This window comes from Bacillus sp. FSL W7-1582 (genome assembly GCF_038593325.1).
Taxonomy (GTDB): domain Bacteria; phylum Bacillota; class Bacilli; order Bacillales; family Bacillaceae; genus Bacillus; species Bacillus altitudinis.
Window position 1 is genome coordinate 3,237,979 of the sequence record NZ_CP151987.1, and the last position, 23,624, is coordinate 3,261,602.

Here is a 23,624-nt window from a genome sequence, read left to right on the forward strand (position 1 = left end):
AATTCTTCATTTTTTTACGACCTGTTTTCGATATTCCTTCGGTGAACAGCCAACCATTTTTTTAAACACACGACTGACGTAATTTGGATCAGTATATCCAGCTTGATAGGTGATTTCTTTTAAACTAAGCGAACTCTCTTTCAGTAGCTTCTTCATTTTATCCATCCTACAGGTCGTCACATATTCTTTAAACGTTAGACCTGTCTCATCCTTAAAGCGTTTGGTGAAATACGTCGGGCTTAAATCAACATAGGCGGCCGTTTGCTCCAGCGTGATATGTTCGCAAAAATGTGTTTGAATGTATCGTTTCGCCCGTTCTATATCATTCACCGTCTGGGTTCTTGCTTCATACAGATCAAATAAATGTTCACAGCATTGGCGGCATTCTGTTTCTGTGGTGATAGCTAGAATTGGCACATCTGCACGAAGTCGTGATTTGAGTAAAATGAGCAGCTCTTTCACATGAGAAATGGTTGCCCCTTCTAATTGGAAGGCATCATAGTAAGCAAGAGCATCATCTCTTCTCCCTTCTTCTAGTGCCAGCATCATGTCATCGGCAAGCTCAGGCAAGTTGATCAATACGTAAGATTGTCTATCTGTATAGTAAAAGCCATAACGAACCGCACCGTCATCTTTTTTTCGCTGATAATAGGAAAGCTTCGCTTCTGCCGCACTTTTCTGAAGTTGAAGTGGATTTGAGACAGGATGACCCATGCCAACAATGACAGGGGAATGCTGCTCGCTTGTCATGGCAGCGCGAATCGCTTGCAGTACATTCGCCTTTAGGTGACCAGGTGATTGATGGCTGTAAATCAAGCATGTAAACAGCTCACCGCTCACTTGGATAGGCACTGCTTGAAAAAGAGCAGACTCCTGCAAATGATTCAGGAGTTGATCCCCGCCTGTCCGCTGAACAGCGATCACTAGACCTGCTTGAAAATCCTGAAACAGCCGCTCAAACGCTGTTGAAGTATAAGATTGACCATTCAACACATGAGCTTCCAGCCATTTTGACTGCTGATTGACTTTCTCCGCCTGCCGCAGGGAGACCTCCTGCTGAATTTCTGCCGCAACAGAACGAATCGCTGTAATGGTTTCGTCTTTATCAGCTGGTTTGACAAGGTATTGTTTGACCCCTTCCTGCATGGCTTGCTTGGCATAATCAAATGTATCGTAGGCTGTCAGCATAATAAATTTAGTATAAGGGCAGCTTGCTTTGATCTGTTTGATCGCTGTGAGTCCATCCATGCCAGGCATCTGAATATCCATGAGCACAAGGTCAATTGGCTTAGACCGCGCCAATTCCACCGCCTTTTTTCCATTCGCAGCTTCCCCTGCAATATGACAGTCTGGCAGCCATTCGGTCATGAACTTACGCATCGCCATTCGTTCAATTTTTTCATCATCCACAATCAGCACGTTCAGCATGCTCGTTCCTCCTTGATTGGTATTGTCAATTGAATCGTGGTCCCTTCGTTTGGCTTTGAATCAATTTGAAGGGCATCCTGCACTCCGTAAAACAAACGCAGCCTCGACATCACATTTCGAAGACCAATTCCTGTCGAGTGACCTTTACTACGTGTGTCTGGATGATCTTCTTCCTCTTGCGATAGCAATCTCTTTTTCTCTTGATCACTGATGCCAAGTCCATTATCCCGAATCCGAATCATGACAAAGCCATCATCTCGATCAATAGAGAGCTCTACAAGCCCACCCTCTTCTTTTGGTTCTACCCCATGAATAAAGGCATTTTCGACAAGCGGCTGCAATGTAAGGCTCGGAATGTGAACAGATAGACACGACTCATCTATGGTCGTTTTGCATGTAATACGATCGGAAAATCTTGTTTCTTGTATATGAAAATATTCTTTTACCACTTTCACTTCTTGTTCTAACGTAACAGATGCGCTGAGAGGAGATAGAGAATACCGCATCAGCGTAGAAACGGATTGTATCAATCTCGATGTCGCATCAGCTGATTCTAAGTACGCCATACGTGAAACGATGTTTAATGTATTAAATAAAAAATGTGGATTCATTTGGTTTTGTAGTGTTTTCAGCTTCATGTCTTTAATTTTCTGATCTAAAGCAGCCTTTTGTTTCATCTCTTCAATCATGACCTTCATCTCTCGCCGCATTCGCTCAAAGGCATGATTTAACACAGAGATTTCGTCCTTTGATGACACATGCAAATTCGGACCATCAAAATTTCCTTCTGATACTTCTTTGGCACTTCGTGATAGATGAACGATCGGTCTTGAAATTCCGCCCGCAATGATATAGGCCATCCATAAAGCGATACCTATCGATAATGTAAACAGACATAGAGTAAAAAGCGCATACGTTTGATGTCTTTTTTGAAGGGATTGGTAGAGTACTTGATACTCAGATAATTCATCATCCAAAAGAGTCATTGTCTGCTCTTGGATATAAGAGGACACGGTTCTTACTTCTTTCACACTTGCAGCATATTCTTTGATTTCCCCTTCTTTGACATGATTCATTGTCGCATCACTTTCGTTTATGAGCGTCCGCATCATATATTGATATTTTTCAATGGAGGGGATGGCGGCATGAAGCCCTGCATTTTTGAGCAATGCTTGGTCATATGATGTCATTTTCTGTTTTGATTTTGCATACCCCTTGGCAAACGCCTGATCCTTTTCGATGGCAAAGGCGTTGACCTTTTCATACATCGTTTTTGCCTCTGTCGAAATATCATTCAGCAGGAGAAAGGAACGAAAGCTCTTGCTATATTCTGATGTGATTTTTGAACTGCTCCAATACACAAAAAAAGCGGCCACATTGCCAAGGAGCACAAGAATTAAAAAAGCCAATAATAACTTACTTCGAATTCTCTTCATGGCTGAACCCCCTGTGGTCTTTCCGTTTGATGAAGGGGCAGGTCTCCTCGCCGAATCACACTCGTCCCTGTGTACTGCAGCGGTTCTTGTTTATCCCCTTGTTGCAAACGAACAAGAGATTCAACCGCTTGATAGCCCATTTCATAAGGGTGCTGTACAACCACTGCATCAATTTTCCCATCATCCAGCGCTTGAATCGTATCAGGCAGAGTATCAAATGCGAGCACATAAACATCTTTAGATGAATGATATTGCTCTGTTGCTTGAATAATGCCGACACCGTCTAATGCACTTGTTCCATAAAATGCGGTGAGCTGCGTATGATCATTTAACAATTTATACGCAGCACCGGAAGCACCTGATTTCGTAATCGCCGACTCTTCTATTCCAGCAATATGAATGCGTTTCTCACCAGAAACGGCATCTCGAAACCCCTTCACGCGAAGCTTCTGGTGAATCGCATCAAGCCGTCCCGTCACAATGCCCACATACTGCTCGCCTTTTGTATCAGCGATGAGTGCCTGTCCGGCGATAAAACCGGAATAATAGTTATCTGTCCCGACATACACTTGACGCTTGCTCCCCTCTGCATCGGTATCGACTGTGACGACATCTATACCTTTCTCTCTTGCTTTTTGAAAGAGCGGTTTGTATTTCTTTGCATCAAGCCCTTGTGTCATAATGCCGTCCACATGACCAGCAATCGCCATATCAATGGTTTTCAGGTGATCATCCAAATCAGCCTGCTTTGGACCTAGGTATTCAAGATACACCCGATGAACTTCCGCCGCATCAGCAGCTCCCTTTTGCACCAATTGCCAATATTCATTATCAAGTTCCTCCGGTACAAGAACAAAGTGATATCGATAAGTTGATACCGCCTCATCGGAAGCGCTTTCAATTTTAACTAAATCTTGACCTAATACAGATAAAAAAAGAACAGATATAACACAAAATGTGAGAAATGCGCCCATTCCGAACAACTTCGACCATTTCATTCACATTCCCCTCCTTCCATTGTTGCCTCATAAAAAAAGAGCTGCTTATAAAAGCATACTCTCTCGACCTCTATAATTCCTTTGTCATAAATAAACTGTTTGGATCTTCTTGGTATGAACCAAAAGGCGGACAATATTGAAATCCAAAGCTTTCATATAATTTTCTTGCCGGTTCAAAGAAAGCAATCGCACCTGTTTCAAGGCTGACTCTTTTATACCCCCGCCGCTTCGCCTCTTGGAGAAGGTGAGTCAACAGATGCTTCGCCACGCCTTTTCGCATATGGGCTGCTGCCGTCCTCATCGATTTGAGTTCACCATGTTCACTTGATAGCTCCTTGATGGCTCCGCAGCCAAGAAGCGCCTCTCCATCCCTTGCACTCCATACTGTGACGTCTTGTTTTTTCAGATCGTCTAACGGAAGGGCATGAATGCTTTCTGGCGGTGAATGTTTTTTCATCTCTTCTACATGAGCTTGAATCAATTGCTCAATTTGACCATCTTTTAGTTCATCTTGTTGAATGTACATATCGACCTCTCCTTTATGCTCATTTTACGTGAAAAGATGCGTCTTCTGAGCTTTTTTGTCAGATAAACGAACAAACAACCGGCAGTCATCCGCCGGTTGTTTATGTGAACTACAAGATTGTGGAAGAAAGAACAGCCTGTAATTCTTCTGCTGTACTGCTTTCAAGCTGGCTGCCGACACCTACTGCCACGGCTCCTGCTTCAAGCCACTTTGGCACATCGACTGGATGAATGCCTCCTGTTGGGATGAACTCAATCTCTGGAAACGGACCTTGCAAATTTTTCATATAGGACAAACCGAAGGAGCCGCTCGGAAAAAGCTTTAACACGCTGTATCCATTTGCTTTTGCCTGCATAATTTCACTCGGGGTCAAAACACCTGGCACGTAAAGTGTATCGTGAAAAGATAGGTGCTCTCCGATAATAGGAAGATATCCCGGGCTGACGATAAATTGAGAGCCGGCTTCAATGGCTGATTGTGCCTGCTCAAGTGTTGTAATCGTTCCGGCTCCGACAATCAAGTCGTGGTCATGCTGGTAAGATGCAATGATCCGCTCTGCTTTGGGCGTGGTATATGTCACTTCGATGGCCCGCACCCCTTTTTTCTTTAAACGACCAATCATCTCTATCCCCTCTGCTTCACTACCTGCTCTGACCACCGCAATGAGTTTACAAGCTGCGAGCTTCTCTTTAACGCTCATACTTGCTGACTTTCCCATACCTCTCATCTCCCTTCATATCGTGTCGCCTTTGATATCGTTTGGCTTCTTTTATAAATGCCTGAAGCTCTTCCCGAGTCGGCAGTCCCTCGTGATCTCCTGGGGACATGACTGCAAGTGCTCCAATGGCATTGCCTCTTGTCACCGATTTTTCATATGATAATCCGTCCAGCAGACCGCTCATCACTCCCACTGCAAATCCATCACCAGCTCCGACTGTATCCACGACATGAGACACATGAAAACCAGCCACTACACCTTGGCCGGATGCACTTTTGAAATAGGCTCCTTCTGCTCCCAGTTTAATGACCACAAGCTTGACACCTTTTTGTAAATAAAAATCCGCAATCGCTTCCGGCTCATGACATCCTGTGAGTCTTTGACCTTCTGCAAGCCCTGGGAAAAACCAATCTACTTGAGCAGCCATCTGGTTCACCGTATGAATCATGTCTTCTTCCTCTTCCCATAGTTGAAGTCTAAGGTTCGGATCAAAGGAAATGGTTTTTCCTGCTTTCTTCATTTCTTTAAGGGCATGAAAAGAAAACGCTCTCATTTCACTAGACACAGCAGGCGGGATTCCGGTCATATGAAGATGTCCTGCCTGCTGAAAATAAGTGGACGGGAAATCGCTTGGGTTCAATGTACTCGCAGCAGAGTCTTTTCGGTAGTACGTCACATCAGGGTCTCCATCGATGACTTTTGATTTAAGCAATATCCCTGTTTTGGCCCCATCATTTGAACGGAGCACTGCCTCAGTATCGACCCCTTCTTTTTGAAGCTCTTCTAAAATAAATGTACCAAGTGAGTCCGCCCCGACCTTGCTCATCCAGCCAACGCTAAAGCCTAATCTTGCCAAGCCGACCGCAACATTACTCTCTGCACCAGCAAGTGCTTTTTGAAACGTATGCACTTGGTGAAGCTCGCCAATTTCTTTTGCATAAAACATCGCCATTGATTCCCCAAATGTGATCACATCCAATGCTTTCACTGATTTCTCCCCTTTCTTGGTACCGGTTTCAAAACAGTTGAAAAAGAGAGAGCATGCACGTATGTATACTCTTCTCTGCCTGACGTTTATAAAGATTTTCTCACAATGATTTCTCCATCAAGTTGAATGGTCTGGGGTGCACTCTTATCCCCTTCAAGACGCGTCTTGATTTTTTGCATCGCCGCTCTCCCCATCTCATGAGATGGCTGCGCCACCGTAGTGATGCCTGGCCCGATCAGCTTATACCATTCTGTATCATCAAATCCAGCAATGCCTATCTCCTCAGGTATCTTCACCCCAAGATCGACGAGTTCACTGATGAGCTTCAGCATAAGTAATCCATTGCCTGCTAAAATCGCTTTTTTCTGATGGTTTGATTGTAAAAACCGACAAATCTCATCTCGCATTTGTTCCTTTTGCTTCAAATTGATTTCTGCAATCATAGGTGTCTTATGTTGACTCATGGCCGTCTGTTCATAGGCTTCTTTTCGTTCTTCACGTGGACTAATCCCATCGACCGGCTCAGTAAAGAAAGCGATATGTTCGTAGCCTTTTTCATACATCTGATGAAGTAGACGAGCCGTGATGTCACGGTTATTCGTTGTGACGGTATCGACCTTGAGTTCAGGTAACTTACGGTCAACAAGAACAATCGGTACACCGTTTTGCTTAAAGTCTTGCAAAATGTCATTGTTTTGACCGGTCGTATTGATGATCAGCCCTTCAATATAATGCGCATTCAGCTTCAGAAGCATTTCTCGTTCTTTTTCTGGACGATTATCTGTGTTGCACACCATGATGCTGTATCCATATTCATCACAAATCTCTTCCACACCACGAAGTGTCGCAACAGAGAACGGGTTCGTAATATCAGCCACAATAAAACCAATGACCTTGCTCTTTCTTACTTTCAATCCTTGGGCAAGCTGACTCGGACGGTAATGGAGCTCCTCAATGGCTTTTTTAATCTTTTTTACCTTTTCAGGAGAAATTTCATTTGTTCTGCCATTGATGTATCTGGATACCGTTGATTTTGAGACACCTGCATATGCAGCAACTTCGTTAATGGTGACTTTCGTTTGCTTTTTCTCTTTCATACAAAAAACTCCCAAGATCGATCTTCTCATTTGTTTCGAAACCGATTTCAAATAAACTTAAAAAAAGCATACCACAAGTTAAGCTGTATCAGAAGATTTTTTTCATGAACATGAAGAAAAAAAGCTTTTATACAATTAAAGAAAGCGATTTCAAATTAACGGTTGACGTCTCTCTCTTTTTCCTCTAGAATTTTCCTTGAAACCGATACCAAATAAAACAATCATATGTTTCAGATGGAAAGGGAGGCTTATCTCAAATGGAAAATCGTTATGCTGTACATCCTGAGCAGGTCAAGCGTTTTACAACAGAGGAACTTCGTCGTCATTTTCATATTCCGATACTTTTTGTCAGTGGTGAATTGAAGCTGTATTATTCGCATGAGGACCGTGTGGTGATTGGCGGTGTTATGCCGACATCAGAACCGATCAAGCTAGATGCCGGCGACTTTTTACGTACAGAATATTTCCTTGAAAGACGGGAAATTGGCATTGTGAATGTCGGCGGCCAAGGTACGGTTACAGTCGATGGTGAGTCATTTGTGCTGGAGCATAAAGATTTCTTATATATTGGACTTGGACACGAACATGTACAGTTTGCTAGTTCATCAGGTGAGCAGGCCAAATTTTATCTTGTGTCAGCCACCGCTCATAGAGCGTATCCGACACAAAAGGCTGCGATCGCTGAATTAACACCGAATCATTTAGGGGAAGCATCCGCCTCGAACGTACGGAATCTGTATCAGGTCATTCATGCAGACGGCATCCAAAGCTGCCAGCTTATGATGGGCATCACTCAGCTTGAAACCAATAACACATGGAACACGATGCCTGCTCATATACATGACCGGCGGATGGAAGTGTACTTATATCTTGATATAGAGGAAGACGCACGTGTCTTTCATTTTATGGGGGAGCCATCTGAAACGAGACATCTCGTTGTGGCAAATGAAGAAGCCGTCATCTCACCTGCCTGGTCCATTCATTCAGGCTCAGGTACCGCAAATTATTCATTTATTTGGGCAATGGCGGGAGAAAACTATACGTTTAAAGATATGGACTTTGTCCCGATGGACCAGCTGAGGTAATGAGATGACGACGACATCCTATGTAGCGTCCCTCTTTTCCCTCGAAGGCAAAACAGCTCTTGTCACAGGTCCTGGAACTGGAATTGGGCAAGGTATTGCCGTAGCGCTTGCCCGTTCAGGTGCAGATATCATCGGTACCTACCACCATACGCCGCTTGATGAAACAAAAGAACTTGTCGAACAGACCGGCAGATCATTTCATGCGATTCAAGTAGACTTTTCAGATCCTAAGTCCGCAAAGCGGGATGTTGATGCCCTTTTAAAGCAGCATTCAATTGATATTTTAATCAATAATGCTGGTACCATTAAAAGAGAAGAGGCTGCTCAATATTCAGAGGAAAACTGGCATACTGTGATGGATGTGAATATCAACAGTCTCTTTTTCCTCACGCAAAAGGTCGGACAGCAGATGCTGCAAAAAGGGCAAGGGAAAATTGTCAATATCGCTTCCCTTCTATCATTTCAAGGCGGTGTCTTTGTTCCCGCTTATACAGCAAGTAAGCATGCTGTCGCAGGTTTGACGAAAGCATTTGCAAACGAATGGGCAAGTCAGCATATTCAGGTCAATGCGATCGCGCCTGGTTATATTGCAACCAATAACACGCAAGCCATTCGTGACGATGCGAACCGGAATGAAGAGATTCTGAAACGAATCCCCGCTGGACGCTGGGGAAGGCCTGAAGATCTAGCAGGTGCCGCCGTCTTTCTCAGCTCCCCTGCATCTGATTATATGAACGGGCATATTTTAGCCGTAGATGGCGGCTGGCTGGCGAGATAAACATGTGAAGAGAATTCCTATTTTAGGGGATTCTCTTTTTTCTATTTGCATAATTCTTCTCCTTCCGAGTCACTCTATAAAAAAAGACATGAGGGTGAGGTATTATGAAAAGTCGTATTGAACAAGATATAGAGTCCGTCATTCAGCGTGTCAAAAGCTTTGCCGGCAAAAGTGATGATATCGTGTTCCACTCTTTTTCATTTGGTCCTTCCGCTGTCTCTGCATGTCTCGTGTACGTTGAAGGACTCACAGAATTTGAGATGCTTTCCAAACAAATCATTTCACCTATGCAAAAGGAACTGACCATCACCAAGGTCGACCACACCACACTTTCTTCCCTTTCTAAAACGTTCTTTGGTATTCAAAATGATGTGCTGGAAGATATGAACCTTGCCATCGAGCAGTTATACAGCGGCAGGGCTATTTTATTTGTGGATAGGGCCACTCAAGCGCTTGCGCTCCATACGAATCTTTTTCAATTTAGAGAAGTAGAGGAGCCGCAATCAGAAGTCCTTGTAAGAGGACCCCGGATTGGATTTATTGAAAATCTTGAAAAAAACACGGCATTGCTTCGTGAAAGAGCAAATGATCCGAACCTTGTCATTCAAAAGGTAAACATAGGAACTCGCAACAAGAAATCTGCTGCTCTTGTGTATGTTCGTGATATCGCAGACCCCAAACTAGTAGATGATGTATTCTCTCGTATGAAGCAAATCAAAATGGATGATATTCCTGAGTCCGGCTATATTGAACAGTTGATTGAAGACAGTCATGTCTCTATTTTTCCACAGATTCAAAATACAGAACGTCCTGATCGGGTGATTGCCTCTGTGCTCGAAGGAAAGGTGTCTATTTTGCTCGATGGGACGCCGTTTGCCCTCATTATGCCGATGACTCTCACTGCCTTGATGCAATCACCGGAGGATTATTATCAAAGATGGACAAGTGCGACTCTTTTGCGTTTGCTCCGTTATATTGCCGTGCTTTTGACGATCTTTTTACCGGGACTCTATATCGCCCTTGTTTCCTATCATCCTGGTTTATTACCAACACGAATGGCACTGACCATCGCAGGCAGCCGGCAAAATGTGCCCTTTCCTCCTGTAGTGGAAGCCATTTTGATGTCGTTTACGATTGAACTGCTGCGGGAAGCTGGACTTCGTCTTCCTAGGGCGATTGGGCAGACGATTGGACTGATTGGCGGCGTCATTATTGGACAGGCGGCTGTCCAAGCCAATATCGTCAGTGCCTTAATGGTCATTATTGTGTCTCTGACGGCACTAGCCGATTTCACTGCTCCATCATATGATTTCAGCTTTCCCTTACGCATCCTGCGGTTTATGGCGATCTTCAGTTCAGCCATGTTTGGATTATACGGCCTCATCATGTGTTATTTATTTGTACTTTGTCACTTGATGCAGCTCAAGACCTTTGGTTTTGACTATTTCACACCTGTTTTGTCTTCACCGTTTTCAGATTTAAAAGATACGTACGTTCGTTTACCAATAGGGCTATTTAAATCGAGACCGAAAACAGCCAAGACAAAAAATCTCAAAAGACAAGGAGATTAAACGATGTACAGAGCTGAGAAGCTATCATTGTTACAAGTCACCATTCTGTGCAGTTCTACAATGATAGGCGCTGGAATTTTAACCATTCCACGCAGTTCTGCCAATTCAGGATTCCCTGATGGCTGGATCATTGTATTGATACAGGGAGTCATCTTTGCTTTCGTTGCTTTTTTGCTAGGTTGGATTGCGGAGAAGAATGCACCGGATACCATTTTTGAATCGAATACAAAAGGAGCCGGTGCCTTCTTTGGCACGATTTTTAACCTAATGCTGATCGGTTATTTACTAGCCATTGTTGGTTTTGAGGCGCGTGTACTGGGGGAAGTGGTTCAATTTTTCCTGCTGCAATCGACCCCGATGACCGTGATTGTGATGATTTTTTTACTGGTGGCCACCTATCATTTAAAAAGCGGAATTTTTCCAGTAGTAAAAATGGTGACATACATTTATCCAATGACCATGATCATTTACATTGGGCTCATGCTGTTTAGTTTGAAAATATTTGATTTTGATTATTTACGCCCGGTAATGGCTCACGGGTTTAAAGATTTTAGTAATTTGTTCTCTCAAACATTTATTCAATTTACAGGCTTTGAAGTCATTTTGTTTGTCGTACCGCTTGTCTATAAAGACAAATGGTCAAAAGCGAAATGGGCCGCAGCGATCGGGGTAGGGATCACCACACTTATTTACTCCCTCACGCTCTTTATTGTGATTGGTTCCATGACAGTTGGAGAAACGAAATCACTCACCTGGCCCACTGTCTCACTCATTCAAGCGCTAGAACTAGAAGGGGTCTTCATTGAACGCTTTGATATTTTCTTACTGACGATCTGGACGTGCCAGCAGTTTATTTGTATGCTTGGCTTTTTCCAATTTGCGATTAAAGGCTGTCAAACGGTGTTTAAGACAACCAATTTAACGAGACTGCTATGGTTACTGTTTTTGCTGACCTCAGCTCTCTCTCTTTTTCCGAGAAATATCAATGAAGTCTTTTACTACTCGACTTTACTCGGCTATGCATTATTCGCTGTTTTAGCGATTCCTTTTATAACAGCTATTCTGCTCATGATACGTAAAAAATGGGGAGGTCGATCTGCATGAAAGGACGGCGTTTATGGCTCATCTTTTTGTCTTGCTGTCTTTTGCTTTTATCGACAGGTTGCTGGGACTTAAAAGATATTGAGAAATTATCGTTTGTGCGCGGTGTTGGCATTGACGAGGAAGATGATAACGGAGTCAAACTCACCTATCAAAACCTTGTCCCTAAAATGGGCGGAACACAAGAAGCAGACTCCCCTGGCTATGTGAATGTCGTCTCAAAGGGGAAAAATGTACTGGAAGCAGTCAGCAATGTCGCTTTGAAGGACCCGCCGATTTACAGTGATCACCTCAAAATCTTTTTGTTTGGCAAAGATCAAGCTGAACATCATGATATTCAAGGGACACTCAACCACTTTATACGAGATGATGAGGTTCGAAGAAGCAGCTACCTCTTAGTGTCACGCCATGAGGCATCAAAAGTCATCAATCAAAAATTAAAATCACAACAAAAGGTTCCAGTCGAGCATATTTTTGAAACATCAAAAAACCGGAGCTTTAACGGGAAGATTTTACTGCCAACACGTATTGGCCGAGCGTCGGATTACTTTCAGATGGGTACAAGCTTTCTTGTCCAAAGTGTGGATGTCGTAAACGGAGAACTCACCTATGATGGTGCAGGCATTATCCATGGGAAAACGCGAAAGCTGATAGGATTCATACCAGCAAAAGATGTCCAATCTTTAAACTGGGTCATGAATCGCATCTCAGGCGGAGTCGTACCTGCCACCTACAAAGGCTTTCCGATTACGTATGAAATCAAGAAAGCAAAGTCCAAGATTGAACCCTATCTGAAGAACGGAAAGATCTCCTTTAAAATTAGTGTACAAACAAACGGGAAACTATCAGAAGATCAATATCCCCCTGAAAACTCATACGATGAGCAATACATCAAACGATTTGAGCGCATTTTTGAACGCAAAATCAAAGAACGCATTCAAAAAGCTGTCCACCACATGCAAAAAGAAGTTGGTGTTGACCCGATCCTTTTAAATCGGCAGGTGCGCATCAAGTATCCAGACTTTTGGGATCAGCACCGCAACGAATGGGATACACTATTTCAAGAAGTAGACATTGCATATGACGTAAAAGTGAGCATTTTGAACTTTGGTGCAGAAGGCGCAACGAAAAGCTTTAAATGGTAGCACAAAAGGCGGTCATCCGCCTTAGATGGTTGACAAAGGGCTAAAATGAACTTTGTTTTAGCCCTTTGTCTTCTTTTCAGCGTGATAGAAAACCTTTGCAGTCTAGGAAGGACGAGTACCGGAGCGGAGCGAATGAAGGATTCGCGAGCACCGGCGCGCAGGACTGACAAAGAATGCGAGGGTTTGCCTACACGCTGAGGCGGATTACCCGGAGGGGGAACCGCCTTTTTTACGTGCAACGATCAAAAGCTGATAGAGCGTCACTTGATCAGATAATGCTTTTGTTTGAAAGCCAAGTGACTCTCCTACTCTCGCCACTTCGTCAAAAAACAATTGAACGTTTTGATCAATTGGCACATTGATCGGCTGTTCAATCACGCGATGAAATAAATGGTCTGGAAAGAGCGCCCGCATTGTGTTTGGTGTGAAAAATCTCATATGTGTTCGATCTAAAATCCCCACATCTTGATACGTAAAATCACCTGCCAATAAAGGCAGCAGTACTTCCGCATGCATCATATTAGGTAAGCAGCAAATGATCACGCCACCTGGTTTTAAAGACGCATGCGCTTGAGCAATCATCTGCCATGGGTCTGACACATGCTCTAACACATCAGAAAAGATCACAGCATCAAAAAAAACTTCTTTCTCTGACCAAGGATACGCCTCCGCTTTTGTCTCAATCACTTCTTTGTAATACGCCTTTGCCATCTCTGCTTTTAATGCATCCGCCTCTACTCCGTACATGTCAACGGACTGCCGGTTGATCAGTTCAAGTCCTGTCGCCCCAGCACCGCAGCCAACATCCAGCACACATCCGGCATCCTCAGGGAGCAGTGCTGCAAAATATGGATGGGGCGTTATCAGATTTAAATCAATGCCCCATTTATCTAAAAAACGAAGCCTGTTCTCCGCAAACAACGTAGAGATGTTCGTTTCTTCATTGGCATTGAAGGTAGCATGACCATGATGATGTACAAATGAATCATGGACGATTTGCAACTGGTATCCCTTCAGCAACGAACGCAGACAAAGGTCATCATCCTCAAATGATCCATATACAAATCGCTCATCAAATAACCCTACATCCTCGATCAGCTCTCTTTTGACCAGCAAACAAAAACCAACAAGTCTGTGCACATATGTTCTTTGACCTTTTCTCGAAGCCGTATATGCCTTCGCAAAGGCAGGAAGCTCCTTCACATCTGTGTAAGATGGCTGAACGAGCTGAGGACCACTCACATAATTGGAGACAGGGCCTACCATGCCAATACGATCTGATGCAAAAAGGGCTTCTCTTAAAGGCAAAAGCCAGTTTTCGGTCACAATCGTGTCGTTATTTAAAAAAAGAAGACTATCTCCTGTTGCTTTTTTCGCCCCTTGGTTACAGCCCTTGGCAAAGCCTTGATTCTTCTCGTTGTCAATCAACACGACATCTTCCAGTTGTCTCACATATTCCTTTGTTCCGTCTGATGAAGCATTATCCACGATAATGAGTTCATATTCATCAGGCCGAGTATGCTTCTTGATACTGTCGATACATTTTTTCGTTAGGTGCAGTTCATTGTACGTCAGCATCACAATGCTCGTTTTTCCTTTCATCTCATTTCCACCTTTCGCCCGCCTGTTCCATATGTATGTCATAGGCAGCACGTTCAGAAGATGAGTGATTGTCCTTTCTTGATTAAACGTTTGTTTAACAAAGGGCTAAAATGAACTTGATTTTAGCCCTTTGTCTTCTTTTCAGCGTGATAGAAAACCTTTGTAGCCCTAGGAAGGACGAGTACTGGAGCGGAGCGAATTTGACATTCGTGAGCACCAGCACGCAGGACTGCGGGCGAATGCGAGGGTTTGTCTACACGCTGAGACCAGCTGCCTCATGCAGCTGGTCTTTTTTCATACCGTTTCCCCTTCGTCATTCACGACGGCACGGTTTCTCTTTTTTAAATCTTCTTCAATCTCTTCAAGACTTTTCCCTTTCGTTTCTGTGACTAAATATTTCACAAATAAGATGGCACCTATACCGATGGCTGCATAAATAAGGAAAAGGTTACTGATGCCAATTGCACTTAACAAGGTTGGGAATGTGAGCGAGATGATCAAATTCCCTGTATGCAGTAGGAAGGTCGATACCCCCGTACCAATTCCCCGGACATGTACAGGGAACAGCTCCGGCAGCATCACCCATACGACCGGGCCCCAGCTGACAGCAAAAATGACGATGAAAAGTCCTAAACATATAATCGTTGTCCACCCTGCAGCTGTTGATCCCTCGAAAAAACGATTGACCACTGCTAGAACAATCAAACTAAGAACCATCCCTACATTTCCAAATAGGAGTAACGCTTTCCGCCCGACACGATCAATGATTTTAATCGCAACAAACGTCATGACAACATTGACTGCACCGATTCCTACAGTTCCTAAAATGGCTGCTGAATCGCCAAAGCCGACACTTGTGAATGTTTTTGGTGCATAATAAATGATCGTATTTGTCCCAATAAACTGCTGTAAAAAGGCTAAGCCGACACCAGCAATTAAAGCGGGGCGCACCCATGGCTCGAGTAATTCCTTAAGACCGCCTTTTTCTTCACTTTCTGCCTTTTGAATATCCGCAATTTCGTCTTCAACTTCTTGCTTGCTTTGTCTAAGTTTTGACAATATTTCTTTCGCCCGGTCCGCCTGTCCTTGGACAAACAGCCAGCGAGGACTTTCTGGCATAAACAAAATACCACATAACAAGAGAACAGAAGGAACAACGGCAATTCCAAGCATCAGACGCCATGCCTCTGCATCTGCTAAAACGTAGTTCACAATATAGGCAAGAAGAATACCAAATGTGATCATGAGTTGGTTTAATGAGGAAAGTGCCCCTCTTGATTCCTTTGGCGCAAGTTCAGATAAATATAATGGAACAATCGTCGTCGAGCATCCGACAGCAAGTCCTAGCACGATTCGGAATAAGACCATGACCTCCGTATTCGGTGCAAGGGCTGTTCCAAATCCGCCGATAATAAATAAAATGGCTGCGGCAATAATCGCTTTTTTCCGTCCGAATTGATCTGTCAGTTTTCCAGAAAGAGAAGACCCGAGCATCGCCCCAATTAAAATCGAGCTGACCACAAGTCCCTCTGTAAATGCATTTAAACCTAAATCCTCTTTCATAAATAAGATAGCGCCAGAAATGACACCTGTATCGTAACCATATAAGGCGCCGCCAAGTGCGCCGAAGAAATAAAGCCACCCATTCCGATTTTTCATGATCATAACCCCTCTTTTATCTATGTAATGACTGGATGTTTCTCTATGAAAAATCATTTTCCTCACTTCCTGTCATTTCAAACATTTCGATGTTTTATGACAAATATATTTCATTTGCGTATCATTGAAACTTTTTTAGATAAGGAAACGTCAATTAAGCGTTAGTGAAAAAAATGTCGCACTATATCCCGTTTTAAGGTATATTTGTTTTAGTTTGTAAGCAGGAAGAAGGACATCTTTACTATAAAATCATAGCGAGGGTTTAAATATATGGATCAAACAAGAAGTAAACGCAAAGGCAAAAAGCGTTTAAAACCATGGGTGAAAGTCACTCTTTTTATTTTTGGTATTCTTTTACTGACAACCGCTTCTGTCACCGGCTATGCCTACTATAAAGTGACATCGGCTGCGAAAAAAGCACAAGTCTCTCTAGACCGCGGTGCACAATCTGTCAAACGGATTGAAGCATTTGATCCTGGGAAAGACAGCTTTTCTGTCTTGCTGCTTGGCATTGACAGCAGACCAGGCGAAACCGTCAAACAAGCACGAAGCGATGCAATGGTATTAGCGACAGTAAATCGTACGAATAAAACCGTGAAATTATTAAGTATTCCAAGGGACTCATATGTTAATATTCCAGGTCATGGTTATGACAAAATTACACATGCACACGCATTTGGTGATGCAGACCTCACGGTGAGTACAGTTGAGAATTTACTAGATATCCCTGTCGACTTTGTAATTGAAAGTAATTTCAAAGCGTTTAAGGAAATTGTGAACGAATTAAACGGTGTTTCCGTTAACATTAAAGATGAATATGTTGTGAAACAGATTCTTAAAGATACAAAGGGCAAAGTTCAGCTGCAAACGGGTACTCACACACTAGATGGTAATCAAGCTCTCGCTTATGTGAGAACAAGAAAAGCAGACAGTGATCTCATGCGCGGACAGCGTCAAATGGAAGTTTTAAAAGCCATTTTCGATAAATCAAAATCAGTAACGTCCATTCCGTCTTATGACAATATCATAGATACTCTAGGTGATAACGTCTCAACTAACCTGTCAATGAAAGAACTAGTCGGTCTTTTCCCACTACTCACTTCATTGAAATCTGTTGATACGATTCAACTAAAAGGATCTGATTACCAGCCAAATGGCGTTTATTATTACCAATTGGATCAAAACCAACTGAACGAAGTCAAAACAGAATTGAAGAAACAGCTTGAATTATCATAAACACAGAAAGCGTCCTTTTGGGCGCTTTTTATGTGTTGAAAAAGGTGTTTGCCCTTTTTCTTCTTTTCACCCTGATAGAAAACCTTTGCAGTCTAGGAAGGACGAGCACCGGAGCAGAGCGAATTTGACATTCGTGAGCACCGAAGCGCAGGACTGACAAAGAATGCGAGGGTTTGTCTACACGCTAAAAGCGTCCTTTTGGGCGCTTTTTCTTATATCCTTGATCAATTGACCATTTTTGTTTAGCCTTAAAGAGAGGAATCCACGATCCGACTCTTTCATGAGAATGAAGGAAATCGTACATACTTTGAAGAGGCTATTGCATGAATGAAGGAGGATATAACAGCAATGAAAAAAATGATTGCGATTGATTTAGACGGTACACTCTTAAATACGAAAAGTGAAATATCCGCTCAAAACCGGCAAGCATTGATTCGTGCGAAGGAAGCTGGATATATTGTGACCATTTGTACAGGGCGCGCGACTTTTGATGTAAAAGAGCTTCTTGGGGATTTAGACATTCCCATTATTGCGGCAAATGGAGGAACTGTCCATACAGAAGGGTACAAGCTCTTCAGCAGAATCACCCTTGATCAAGAAGCTGGTAGACGTGCCGCAAAGGAATTAGTGGAACGGAACATTTATTTCGAGGTCTATACAGACGATGCCCTCCTTTCCCCATTTGATGGAAAAGATAAGCTCAAAGCTGAATTTGATATGATCAAAAGCGCCAATCCTAACGAGGATGTAGCTGATTTATGGGAAGGAGCGATGACTCAATTTAAACAGTTTGGCATCAAACCTGTCGATGACATCCGTCAAATTTTTGAGTCGAATGAACCAACTTATAAATTACTATGCTTCTCATTTGATATGAATAAGCTGCAAGAAGCACGAGATCTTCTTTCTAAGATGCCTGAGCTCTCCTTGACCTCATCTGGAGAACATATCATTGAGGTACTGCCAAAAGAGTCAGGCAAAGGACATGCCCTCAAGAAACTTGCAGCCCATTATGGCGTTGACCGATCCAATATTTATGCGATCGGTGACAGCCCTAATGATCTATCCATGTTCGATGAAGCAGGACACAGAATAGCGATGGGGAATGCGGTGGATGTCATTAAAGAAAAAAGCACCTATATCACAAAAGGCAACCATGAAGATGGCGTCGCCTATTTTATTGATCTGCTTTTGCAGAATCAATTTCAAGAAAAAAAGACGCTTGTCTGATCAGCGCCTAGTGAGAAGTCGAGAAGTCCGATCTGAGCATTGATCGGGCTTTTTCTTTATTTTTTAATTCTAACAGCCGTCTCATATTTATCCTTCCAATACGTACTTGTTTTCATATTGGTAATGACAACGCCATTTGAAACCGTCACATGAATGACTTGATTTGAACCAGCATAAATGGCTGGCATCAACGAAGTCCCTTTAAAAAAGACAAGATCTCCTGGCTTTAGTTCCGATCGTTTCACAGGTGTACCTGCTTTAACTTGTCCCTGCGCATAGCGAGGCATCTCCATTCCAAGCACTTCTTGATAGATATACTGCGTGAATCCTGCTGTATCAAAGCCTTGCTTTGGGCTCGCACCACCTTTTACATAGGGTACTTCTCCAATATACGTGGCAGCTTTTGATACGACTGGGTCTTCTTTCGCTAGTTTCAGCTCAGTTAATCGTTTCGCACCTGTCCATTTCTCACGCCAATACGATTCAGACAAATAAGAAATCGTCACACTTTCCGAACGGCTCGCATGAATAAAGCGGTCTCCTCCGATGTACATGCCTACATGTGAAATTCCTTTTTTATACGTGTTGCTAAAAAAAACAAAGTCTCCAGGGCGAATATCGTCTCGTGCTACTTTCTCTCCAACCATCCATTGCTGCTCAGCACTTCTTGGTAAATAAATCCCAAGTGATTTTTCAAATAAATATTGTAAAAAACCTGAACAATCGAATCCTACTTTTGGATCTGATGCCCCGAATACATAAGGGATTCCTAAATATTTCATCGCATCTTTCACCAGTTGATCATCCGACATCTCTTGGGAGACAGGCAGCCGTTTGACCGCATAGAACCGATCGGTCCAATATTTACTTTTGCTGACATCTGTTTTCACCACCCCTTGACTGAGTGTGATGTGGATCACTTGATCATTTCCAGCGTACAAAGCAACGTGTGTCGGGATGTCTTTTGTTTCTTCAAGACTGCGAAAATAGACAAGGTCTCCGGGCTTTGCTTTTTCCCATGATACATTTTCACCGATTTGGTATTGATCGATCACCTTTCGCGGCAAATCAAATGCACCTGTTGTTTTGTATACATATTGTATAAAGCCAGAAGCATCAAAGCCCGTTTTCGGATCGATTCCTCCTTTATGATAAGGCGTGCCTATCAGCGTTTCCGCTTGTTTTAAAGGAGATGTTGTTTGAGCAGACACCTCTGTTTGGGACATAAACATGAGTCCTACAATGGCACATCCTCCAAGCAGTATTCCTTTCCATTTCATCCTCTCTTCCCCCTTTCTTTTATAGTTTCGACATGCCCCCTTTCATTTTACACCTTTTTCCGTCAAAAAAGAGCACGCCTCGCGTGCTCTTTTCATCATCATTTCTTTATTTACTCGCTTCCGCTTTTGACTGCTTTTGCTGTTCAATTTTCTGCATTTCAACCGAGATCTTTTGTTTCTCATGATCTGTGAGGCTGTCACTGAATTTAAAAGCAGACATAAAGACAAAGACTAAAATTAACGCAACAAACGGCCAGCTTGCTTTAAGGAATTTCATTTTTTATCCTTCCCTTCGTTTTCTTTTAATGTTTGAACTTTATCAGAATGATCGACTTCAAAGAAAATATGTCCGTCTTTTTCTTTCCAATCCGCATTCGTGCCATTTGTCAGCATACGGATAATCGATTTTGATTCAAGAGATCCTGCTTTGACTGGAGCAGGTGTCGCTTCTTTGATGTACATTGGAACCACTTCAAATGTCGCTTTTCCATCTTCATTCAGATGATACTGAACAATGGCAGAATCACGTGTTCTTGACCAGCCTTGGTCAAAAATAAAGTTCCCCAAGCTATAGAAGATCGCTGTTCCGTTATAGACTTCCATCGGCTCAAGAACGTGCGGGTGTGCACCGATAATGATATCAGCACCAGCCTTTGACATCGCTCTTGCCAGCTCTCTTTGTCTGTCGTTTACTTCATTGTTATATTCCTGTCCCCAGTGCGCATGAACGACAACGATATCTGCCTTTTCAGCAGCTTGTGAAATCATCGGAATAAAGATAGATGGATCAGCTGGTAGAATACCTGCCTTGCGATTTGTTGCTTTAAAATCTTTTCCATATACATCTGTAAAACCAAGGGTAGCGATTTTAACGCCATTCACTTCTTTGTATGAAATGTTCTGCTTCGCATCATTGACGTTGCGCCCTGCCCCTGTATAATCCATGTCAGCTTTTTCAAAGGCATCAATCGTGTTATTTAAGCCTTTTTCACCGTAGTCTGCTGCATGGTTATTCGCAAAGTTTAGTACAGAGAAATTCAAATCCTTTAACGCTTGTACAGAATCTTCATCTGTTTTCAAATGAATATTCTTTTGTGCTGCCTGTTCCTTATCTGAAGCCACTGGATGCTCAAAATTCCCAGTTACATAATCTGATACATCAAAATACGGCTTCGCATAGCGGAACAGGTGCTGCTTTCCATAGCGGTCTGTTACTTTCTCTACATTTCTTCCAAACATAATATCTCCGACAAACGAAGCGGTCAGGATGTTTTCTGGATTCTTTTCTACAGTTGGTACTTGTGCTTTCCCGATAAATGTAAATAGAAATGTACAAGCAATGACAATCGGTAAAGCAATCAGTACGTGTTTATTCGTCTTTTTCTTTTGGTTCTTTGTGATTTTCAGCAGCTTTTCCTGAAAGCTCAATTTTTTATTCATCATTGGACACACCTTATCTTAAAATAGATAGTAAACATACATGATGGCAAATGTTGCACCACTTAGAAGTAATGTGCTTCCAAGGGTAATCGTAAGACCTTGCTTTTGAATCGTATTCGCAATCAATCCAGGCACGATGATTCCGATTCCGCGGAATTCTGCTATTTCAAACGGAACCACTGGATAGAAGAAATCAAATATGAGCTTTAGGGCAATTCCTGTAATCAGCATCGCCGCAAACTTTCTGCGTCCGTACAAAATCATAAATTTCGATAGACCAAAACGAACGATCACATATGTCAACAAGCTGACAGATAAAACAACTAAAATGAAGACTGGCTGGTTAAAGACGAGCGCCAGATAACCTGGAACAACCAACCCAGCTGGTACGATTCCTGTTTTTTCTGCAAAAATTAAACTGAGTAGAACACCTAAAATTAACGAGATATAAAGATCTGATCCGAACATTTTCTATATTTCCTCCTAGCTGACAAGCTGCTTAATTTTGTATTCTTGAATTTTTTCGATTAAAGGTTCAGCGGCGCCGTGAATATTGCCGACTCCATAAACCACTCGATTATGAAGCTTTTTCTCAAGCATGTTCATAATTTGTTCTGTAGATTGATATTCAAGGTTGTGTAAGTGGTCAGCCGGAATTTTCCCATCCTCAAATGCCTTCACAATTGGATCTGTCGTTTCACCAATTAAGACAAGATCACTTGCTTCAATATAAGGAAGTACATCCTCCGCAAACTGGATCGTTCTATCTACGCGATCCGCACGACAGTTCATGATAATAATCGGTTCATCTGTTGGATACCCAATTTCCTTCACACGCTTCCAAATGTTCAATGTAGATGCTGCGTCATTAGCCGCAAATCCATTTACAAAATGTCCAGGTGTTTTTGCATCCATTAATGGAAGAATTCTCATCGCTCCTGGATCAGGCGGCGCATTTAACATGCCTCTAAATGCCGTATCTTCATCAATTCCCAATGCTTGTGCGACACCAAGTGCAAGTGAAGCATTATCCGGGAACACCATATACTCAAATTTCCGTAAATACTCATCGGTAATCTTGGAATTATCTGCAACAATCACTTCAGTATTGCGTTTTTTCGCAATCTCTTTAAAGAAATCTGTATATTCACTATCCGTAATAACCAAGTGCCCATTGTAAGGAATTGTCGCTGTAAAGGCTTCAGCTATTTCATCAAGAGTTGGCCCCATCACATCCATATGATCTTCAAGAACGTTTACGATCACGCCAATATTCGCTTGAAGCAGCTCTTCCTGAAAGATAATTTGGTAATCTGGATTCACCGCCATACATTCACTGACGATGGCATTTGCTCCTCTTTCAACTGTTTCTCTCATAACTTCTTTCTGCTCTCCGATATTTGGTCCTTGCGGTTTCCTTTTAATCGGTTTCTCTTCTGGCGTATCCCAATAAATCATTCTTGCATCCGTTCCTGTTGTTTTGCCGACAGTTTTATAACCTGCCTCCATTAAGATACCGGTTGTCAATCTTGTAACGGTAGACTTTCCGCGTATACCATTAATATTGACGCGTACCGGCAGGGCATCGATATTTTTCTGATGACGCTTCTTTTCAATAAAGCCAATCCCTAACATGATGACACAGGCTATAACGATTAACCACATCGCTTATCTACATCTCCTTTTTTTATGAGTGTGATATGTAAATTCAATCAACAGTATATAGGTTCAGCATAAAATCACAATCGGTATTATGTAACATAATCTTTCACTTCCTCGTATGCCAAATTCCTCTAATCAGAAGGCGTATTTGCCTACCTCATGCTCAAATGAAAAGGCCAAAAGACGGACAAAATGACGACTGAATTTCTGCTTCAAACAAGAGAAAGCGTTACCATCAAACAGTGAAAAATCTTTTGTCCTTTTCTCCCTAAATTTTTCGACAATTATTAAGATGTATTTTGAATCAATGTTTTAAAGTCCTTTCATCTCTATGAAATCAGTCATATCAGTGCTTTAAATGAATAGTGCGTGTTTTAGAATATTTTATATTTTTAAATGAACAGGTTAGAAAGTCATCCTCATTGGTCAGAACGCTATGTGTTGACCTATGACAAAGGTCACCTGTCAAAAAATCAAGTCATCTGCTTATTTTCAGGTCACAAAAAATTGGGATAAGATGTCAAATATTAATCATTTTGTTATAGCCTCTCTTTACGATATTCACTCCTTATGACCTAAACAATGAAACATTATTCATTTCTTTTTATCAAGATTCATCATTTCTTAACATTTTTAATGTGATT

The 23,624-nt window shown here is 42.4% G+C and carries 21 protein-coding genes; 7 read left to right on the forward strand and 14 right to left on the reverse strand.

Features of this window, described 5'->3' with window-relative positions:
• Positions 1-6: 6 nt before the first annotated feature.
• From NSQ11_RS16710 to NSQ11_RS16740, 7 genes are all read right to left on the reverse strand, one after another.
• Complete coding sequence (locus NSQ11_RS16710; RefSeq protein ID WP_342501171.1) at positions 7-1,428, reverse strand: response regulator; 1,422 nt, start codon at positions 1,426-1,428, stop codon at positions 7-9.
• On the reverse strand, positions 1,422-2,864 hold the full coding sequence (locus NSQ11_RS16715) for a sensor histidine kinase (RefSeq protein WP_342501172.1): 1,443 nt from the start codon (positions 2,862-2,864) through the stop codon (positions 1,422-1,424). The genes NSQ11_RS16710 and NSQ11_RS16715 overlap by 7 nt, the downstream gene beginning before the upstream one ends.
• Positions 2,861-3,862 (reverse strand): sugar-binding protein, encoded by a 1,002-nt coding sequence (locus NSQ11_RS16720; protein WP_056704259.1) that lies wholly within the window; start codon positions 3,860-3,862, stop codon positions 2,861-2,863. Before NSQ11_RS16720 ends, NSQ11_RS16715 begins: the two co-directional genes overlap by 4 nt.
• 70 nt (positions 3,863-3,932) lie before the next feature.
• Positions 3,933-4,388, reverse strand: a complete 456-nt coding sequence (locus tag NSQ11_RS16725; RefSeq protein ID WP_008343228.1) for a GNAT family N-acetyltransferase — start codon at positions 4,386-4,388, stop codon at positions 3,933-3,935.
• A gap of 109 nt (positions 4,389-4,497) precedes the next feature.
• Positions 4,498-5,106: a bifunctional 4-hydroxy-2-oxoglutarate aldolase/2-dehydro-3-deoxy-phosphogluconate aldolase gene (locus tag NSQ11_RS16730; protein ID WP_008343230.1), complete on the reverse strand. Its 609-nt coding sequence runs from the start codon at positions 5,104-5,106 to the stop codon at positions 4,498-4,500.
• Positions 5,078-6,094 (reverse strand): sugar kinase, encoded by a 1,017-nt coding sequence (locus NSQ11_RS16735; RefSeq protein WP_342501173.1) that lies wholly within the window; start codon positions 6,092-6,094, stop codon positions 5,078-5,080. The genes NSQ11_RS16730 and NSQ11_RS16735 overlap by 29 nt, the downstream gene beginning before the upstream one ends.
• An 86-nt stretch (positions 6,095-6,180) precedes the next feature.
• The gene (locus NSQ11_RS16740) at positions 6,181-7,191 is read right to left on the reverse strand and encodes a LacI family DNA-binding transcriptional regulator (RefSeq protein ID WP_017368168.1); all 1,011 of its coding nucleotides are present in this window, start codon (positions 7,189-7,191) and stop codon (positions 6,181-6,183) included.
• 257 nt (positions 7,192-7,448) lie between these two features.
• On the opposite strand from NSQ11_RS16740, the gene kduI reads away from it, so the two are divergent.
• The 5 genes from kduI (at position 7,449) to NSQ11_RS16765 (ending at position 12,871) form a co-directional block, all read left to right on the forward strand.
• Positions 7,449-8,276, forward strand: coding sequence for a 5-dehydro-4-deoxy-D-glucuronate isomerase (gene kduI / locus NSQ11_RS16745; protein ID WP_008343239.1), 828 nt, complete (start codon positions 7,449-7,451; stop codon positions 8,274-8,276).
• Between the two features lie 4 nt (positions 8,277-8,280).
• Complete coding sequence (gene kduD / locus NSQ11_RS16750; protein WP_048001908.1) at positions 8,281-9,054, forward strand: 2-dehydro-3-deoxy-D-gluconate 5-dehydrogenase KduD; 774 nt, start codon at positions 8,281-8,283, stop codon at positions 9,052-9,054.
• Between the two features lie 104 nt (positions 9,055-9,158).
• Positions 9,159-10,625 carry a spore germination protein gene (locus NSQ11_RS16755; RefSeq protein ID WP_017359996.1) on the forward strand — a complete coding sequence of 489 codons (1,467 nt, stop codon included), beginning with the start codon at positions 9,159-9,161 and terminating at the stop codon, positions 10,623-10,625.
• 3 nt (positions 10,626-10,628) lie between these two features.
• Positions 10,629-11,729 (forward strand): GerAB/ArcD/ProY family transporter, encoded by a 1,101-nt coding sequence (locus tag NSQ11_RS16760; protein ID WP_017368171.1) that lies wholly within the window; start codon positions 10,629-10,631, stop codon positions 11,727-11,729.
• The gene (locus NSQ11_RS16765; RefSeq protein WP_048001906.1) at positions 11,726-12,871 is read left to right on the forward strand and encodes a Ger(x)C family spore germination protein; all 1,146 of its coding nucleotides are present in this window, start codon (positions 11,726-11,728) and stop codon (positions 12,869-12,871) included. The genes NSQ11_RS16760 and NSQ11_RS16765 overlap by 4 nt, the downstream gene beginning before the upstream one ends.
• Before the next feature lie 204 nt (positions 12,872-13,075).
• Here the strand turns inward: NSQ11_RS16765 and NSQ11_RS16770 are convergent, their stop codons facing one another.
• Both NSQ11_RS16770 and NSQ11_RS16775 read right to left on the reverse strand, forming a co-directional pair.
• A complete protein-coding gene (locus tag NSQ11_RS16770; RefSeq protein WP_342501174.1) occupies positions 13,076-14,473 on the reverse strand; it encodes a bifunctional glycosyltransferase family 2 protein/class I SAM-dependent methyltransferase in 1,398 nt (465 codons plus the stop codon).
• 294 nt (positions 14,474-14,767) lie between these two features.
• Positions 14,768-16,132, reverse strand: a complete 1,365-nt coding sequence (locus tag NSQ11_RS16775) for a sugar porter family MFS transporter (protein ID WP_342501175.1) — start codon at positions 16,130-16,132, stop codon at positions 14,768-14,770.
• A gap of 270 nt (positions 16,133-16,402) precedes the next feature.
• Here NSQ11_RS16775 and NSQ11_RS16780 point away from each other — a divergent pair, with 270 nt between their 5' ends.
• Positions 16,403-17,368: an LCP family protein gene (locus NSQ11_RS16780; RefSeq protein WP_017360001.1), complete on the forward strand. Its 966-nt coding sequence runs from the start codon at positions 16,403-16,405 to the stop codon at positions 17,366-17,368.
• A 348-nt stretch (positions 17,369-17,716) separates the two neighbouring features.
• Positions 17,717-18,598: a Cof-type HAD-IIB family hydrolase gene (locus NSQ11_RS16785; RefSeq protein WP_186317853.1), complete on the forward strand. Its 882-nt coding sequence runs from the start codon at positions 17,717-17,719 to the stop codon at positions 18,596-18,598.
• A 56-nt stretch (positions 18,599-18,654) separates the two neighbouring features.
• Here NSQ11_RS16785 and NSQ11_RS16790 read toward each other — a convergent pair whose 3' ends face one another.
• The 5 genes from NSQ11_RS16790 to pgsB all read right to left on the reverse strand — a co-directional run bounded on the left by NSQ11_RS16790 (position 18,655) and on the right by pgsB (position 22,983).
• Positions 18,655-19,878 (reverse strand): C40 family peptidase, encoded by a 1,224-nt coding sequence (locus NSQ11_RS16790; RefSeq protein ID WP_035702253.1) that lies wholly within the window; start codon positions 19,876-19,878, stop codon positions 18,655-18,657.
• 106 nt (positions 19,879-19,984) lie between these two features.
• Positions 19,985-20,155 (reverse strand): hypothetical protein, encoded by a 171-nt coding sequence (locus NSQ11_RS16795; RefSeq protein WP_008343253.1) that lies wholly within the window; start codon positions 20,153-20,155, stop codon positions 19,985-19,987.
• Positions 20,152-21,318 (reverse strand): CapA family protein, encoded by a 1,167-nt coding sequence (locus tag NSQ11_RS16800; RefSeq protein WP_017360004.1) that lies wholly within the window; start codon positions 21,316-21,318, stop codon positions 20,152-20,154. The genes NSQ11_RS16795 and NSQ11_RS16800 overlap by 4 nt, the downstream gene beginning before the upstream one ends.
• Before the next feature lie 18 nt (positions 21,319-21,336).
• On the reverse strand, positions 21,337-21,786 hold the full coding sequence (gene pgsC, locus NSQ11_RS16805; RefSeq protein WP_007497520.1) for a poly-gamma-glutamate biosynthesis protein PgsC: 450 nt from the start codon (positions 21,784-21,786) through the stop codon (positions 21,337-21,339).
• 15 nt (positions 21,787-21,801) lie between these two features.
• Positions 21,802-22,983 carry a poly-gamma-glutamate synthase PgsB gene (pgsB, locus tag NSQ11_RS16810; protein WP_007497522.1) on the reverse strand — a complete coding sequence of 394 codons (1,182 nt, stop codon included), beginning with the start codon at positions 22,981-22,983 and terminating at the stop codon, positions 21,802-21,804.
• Positions 22,984-23,624 lie beyond the last annotated feature (641 nt).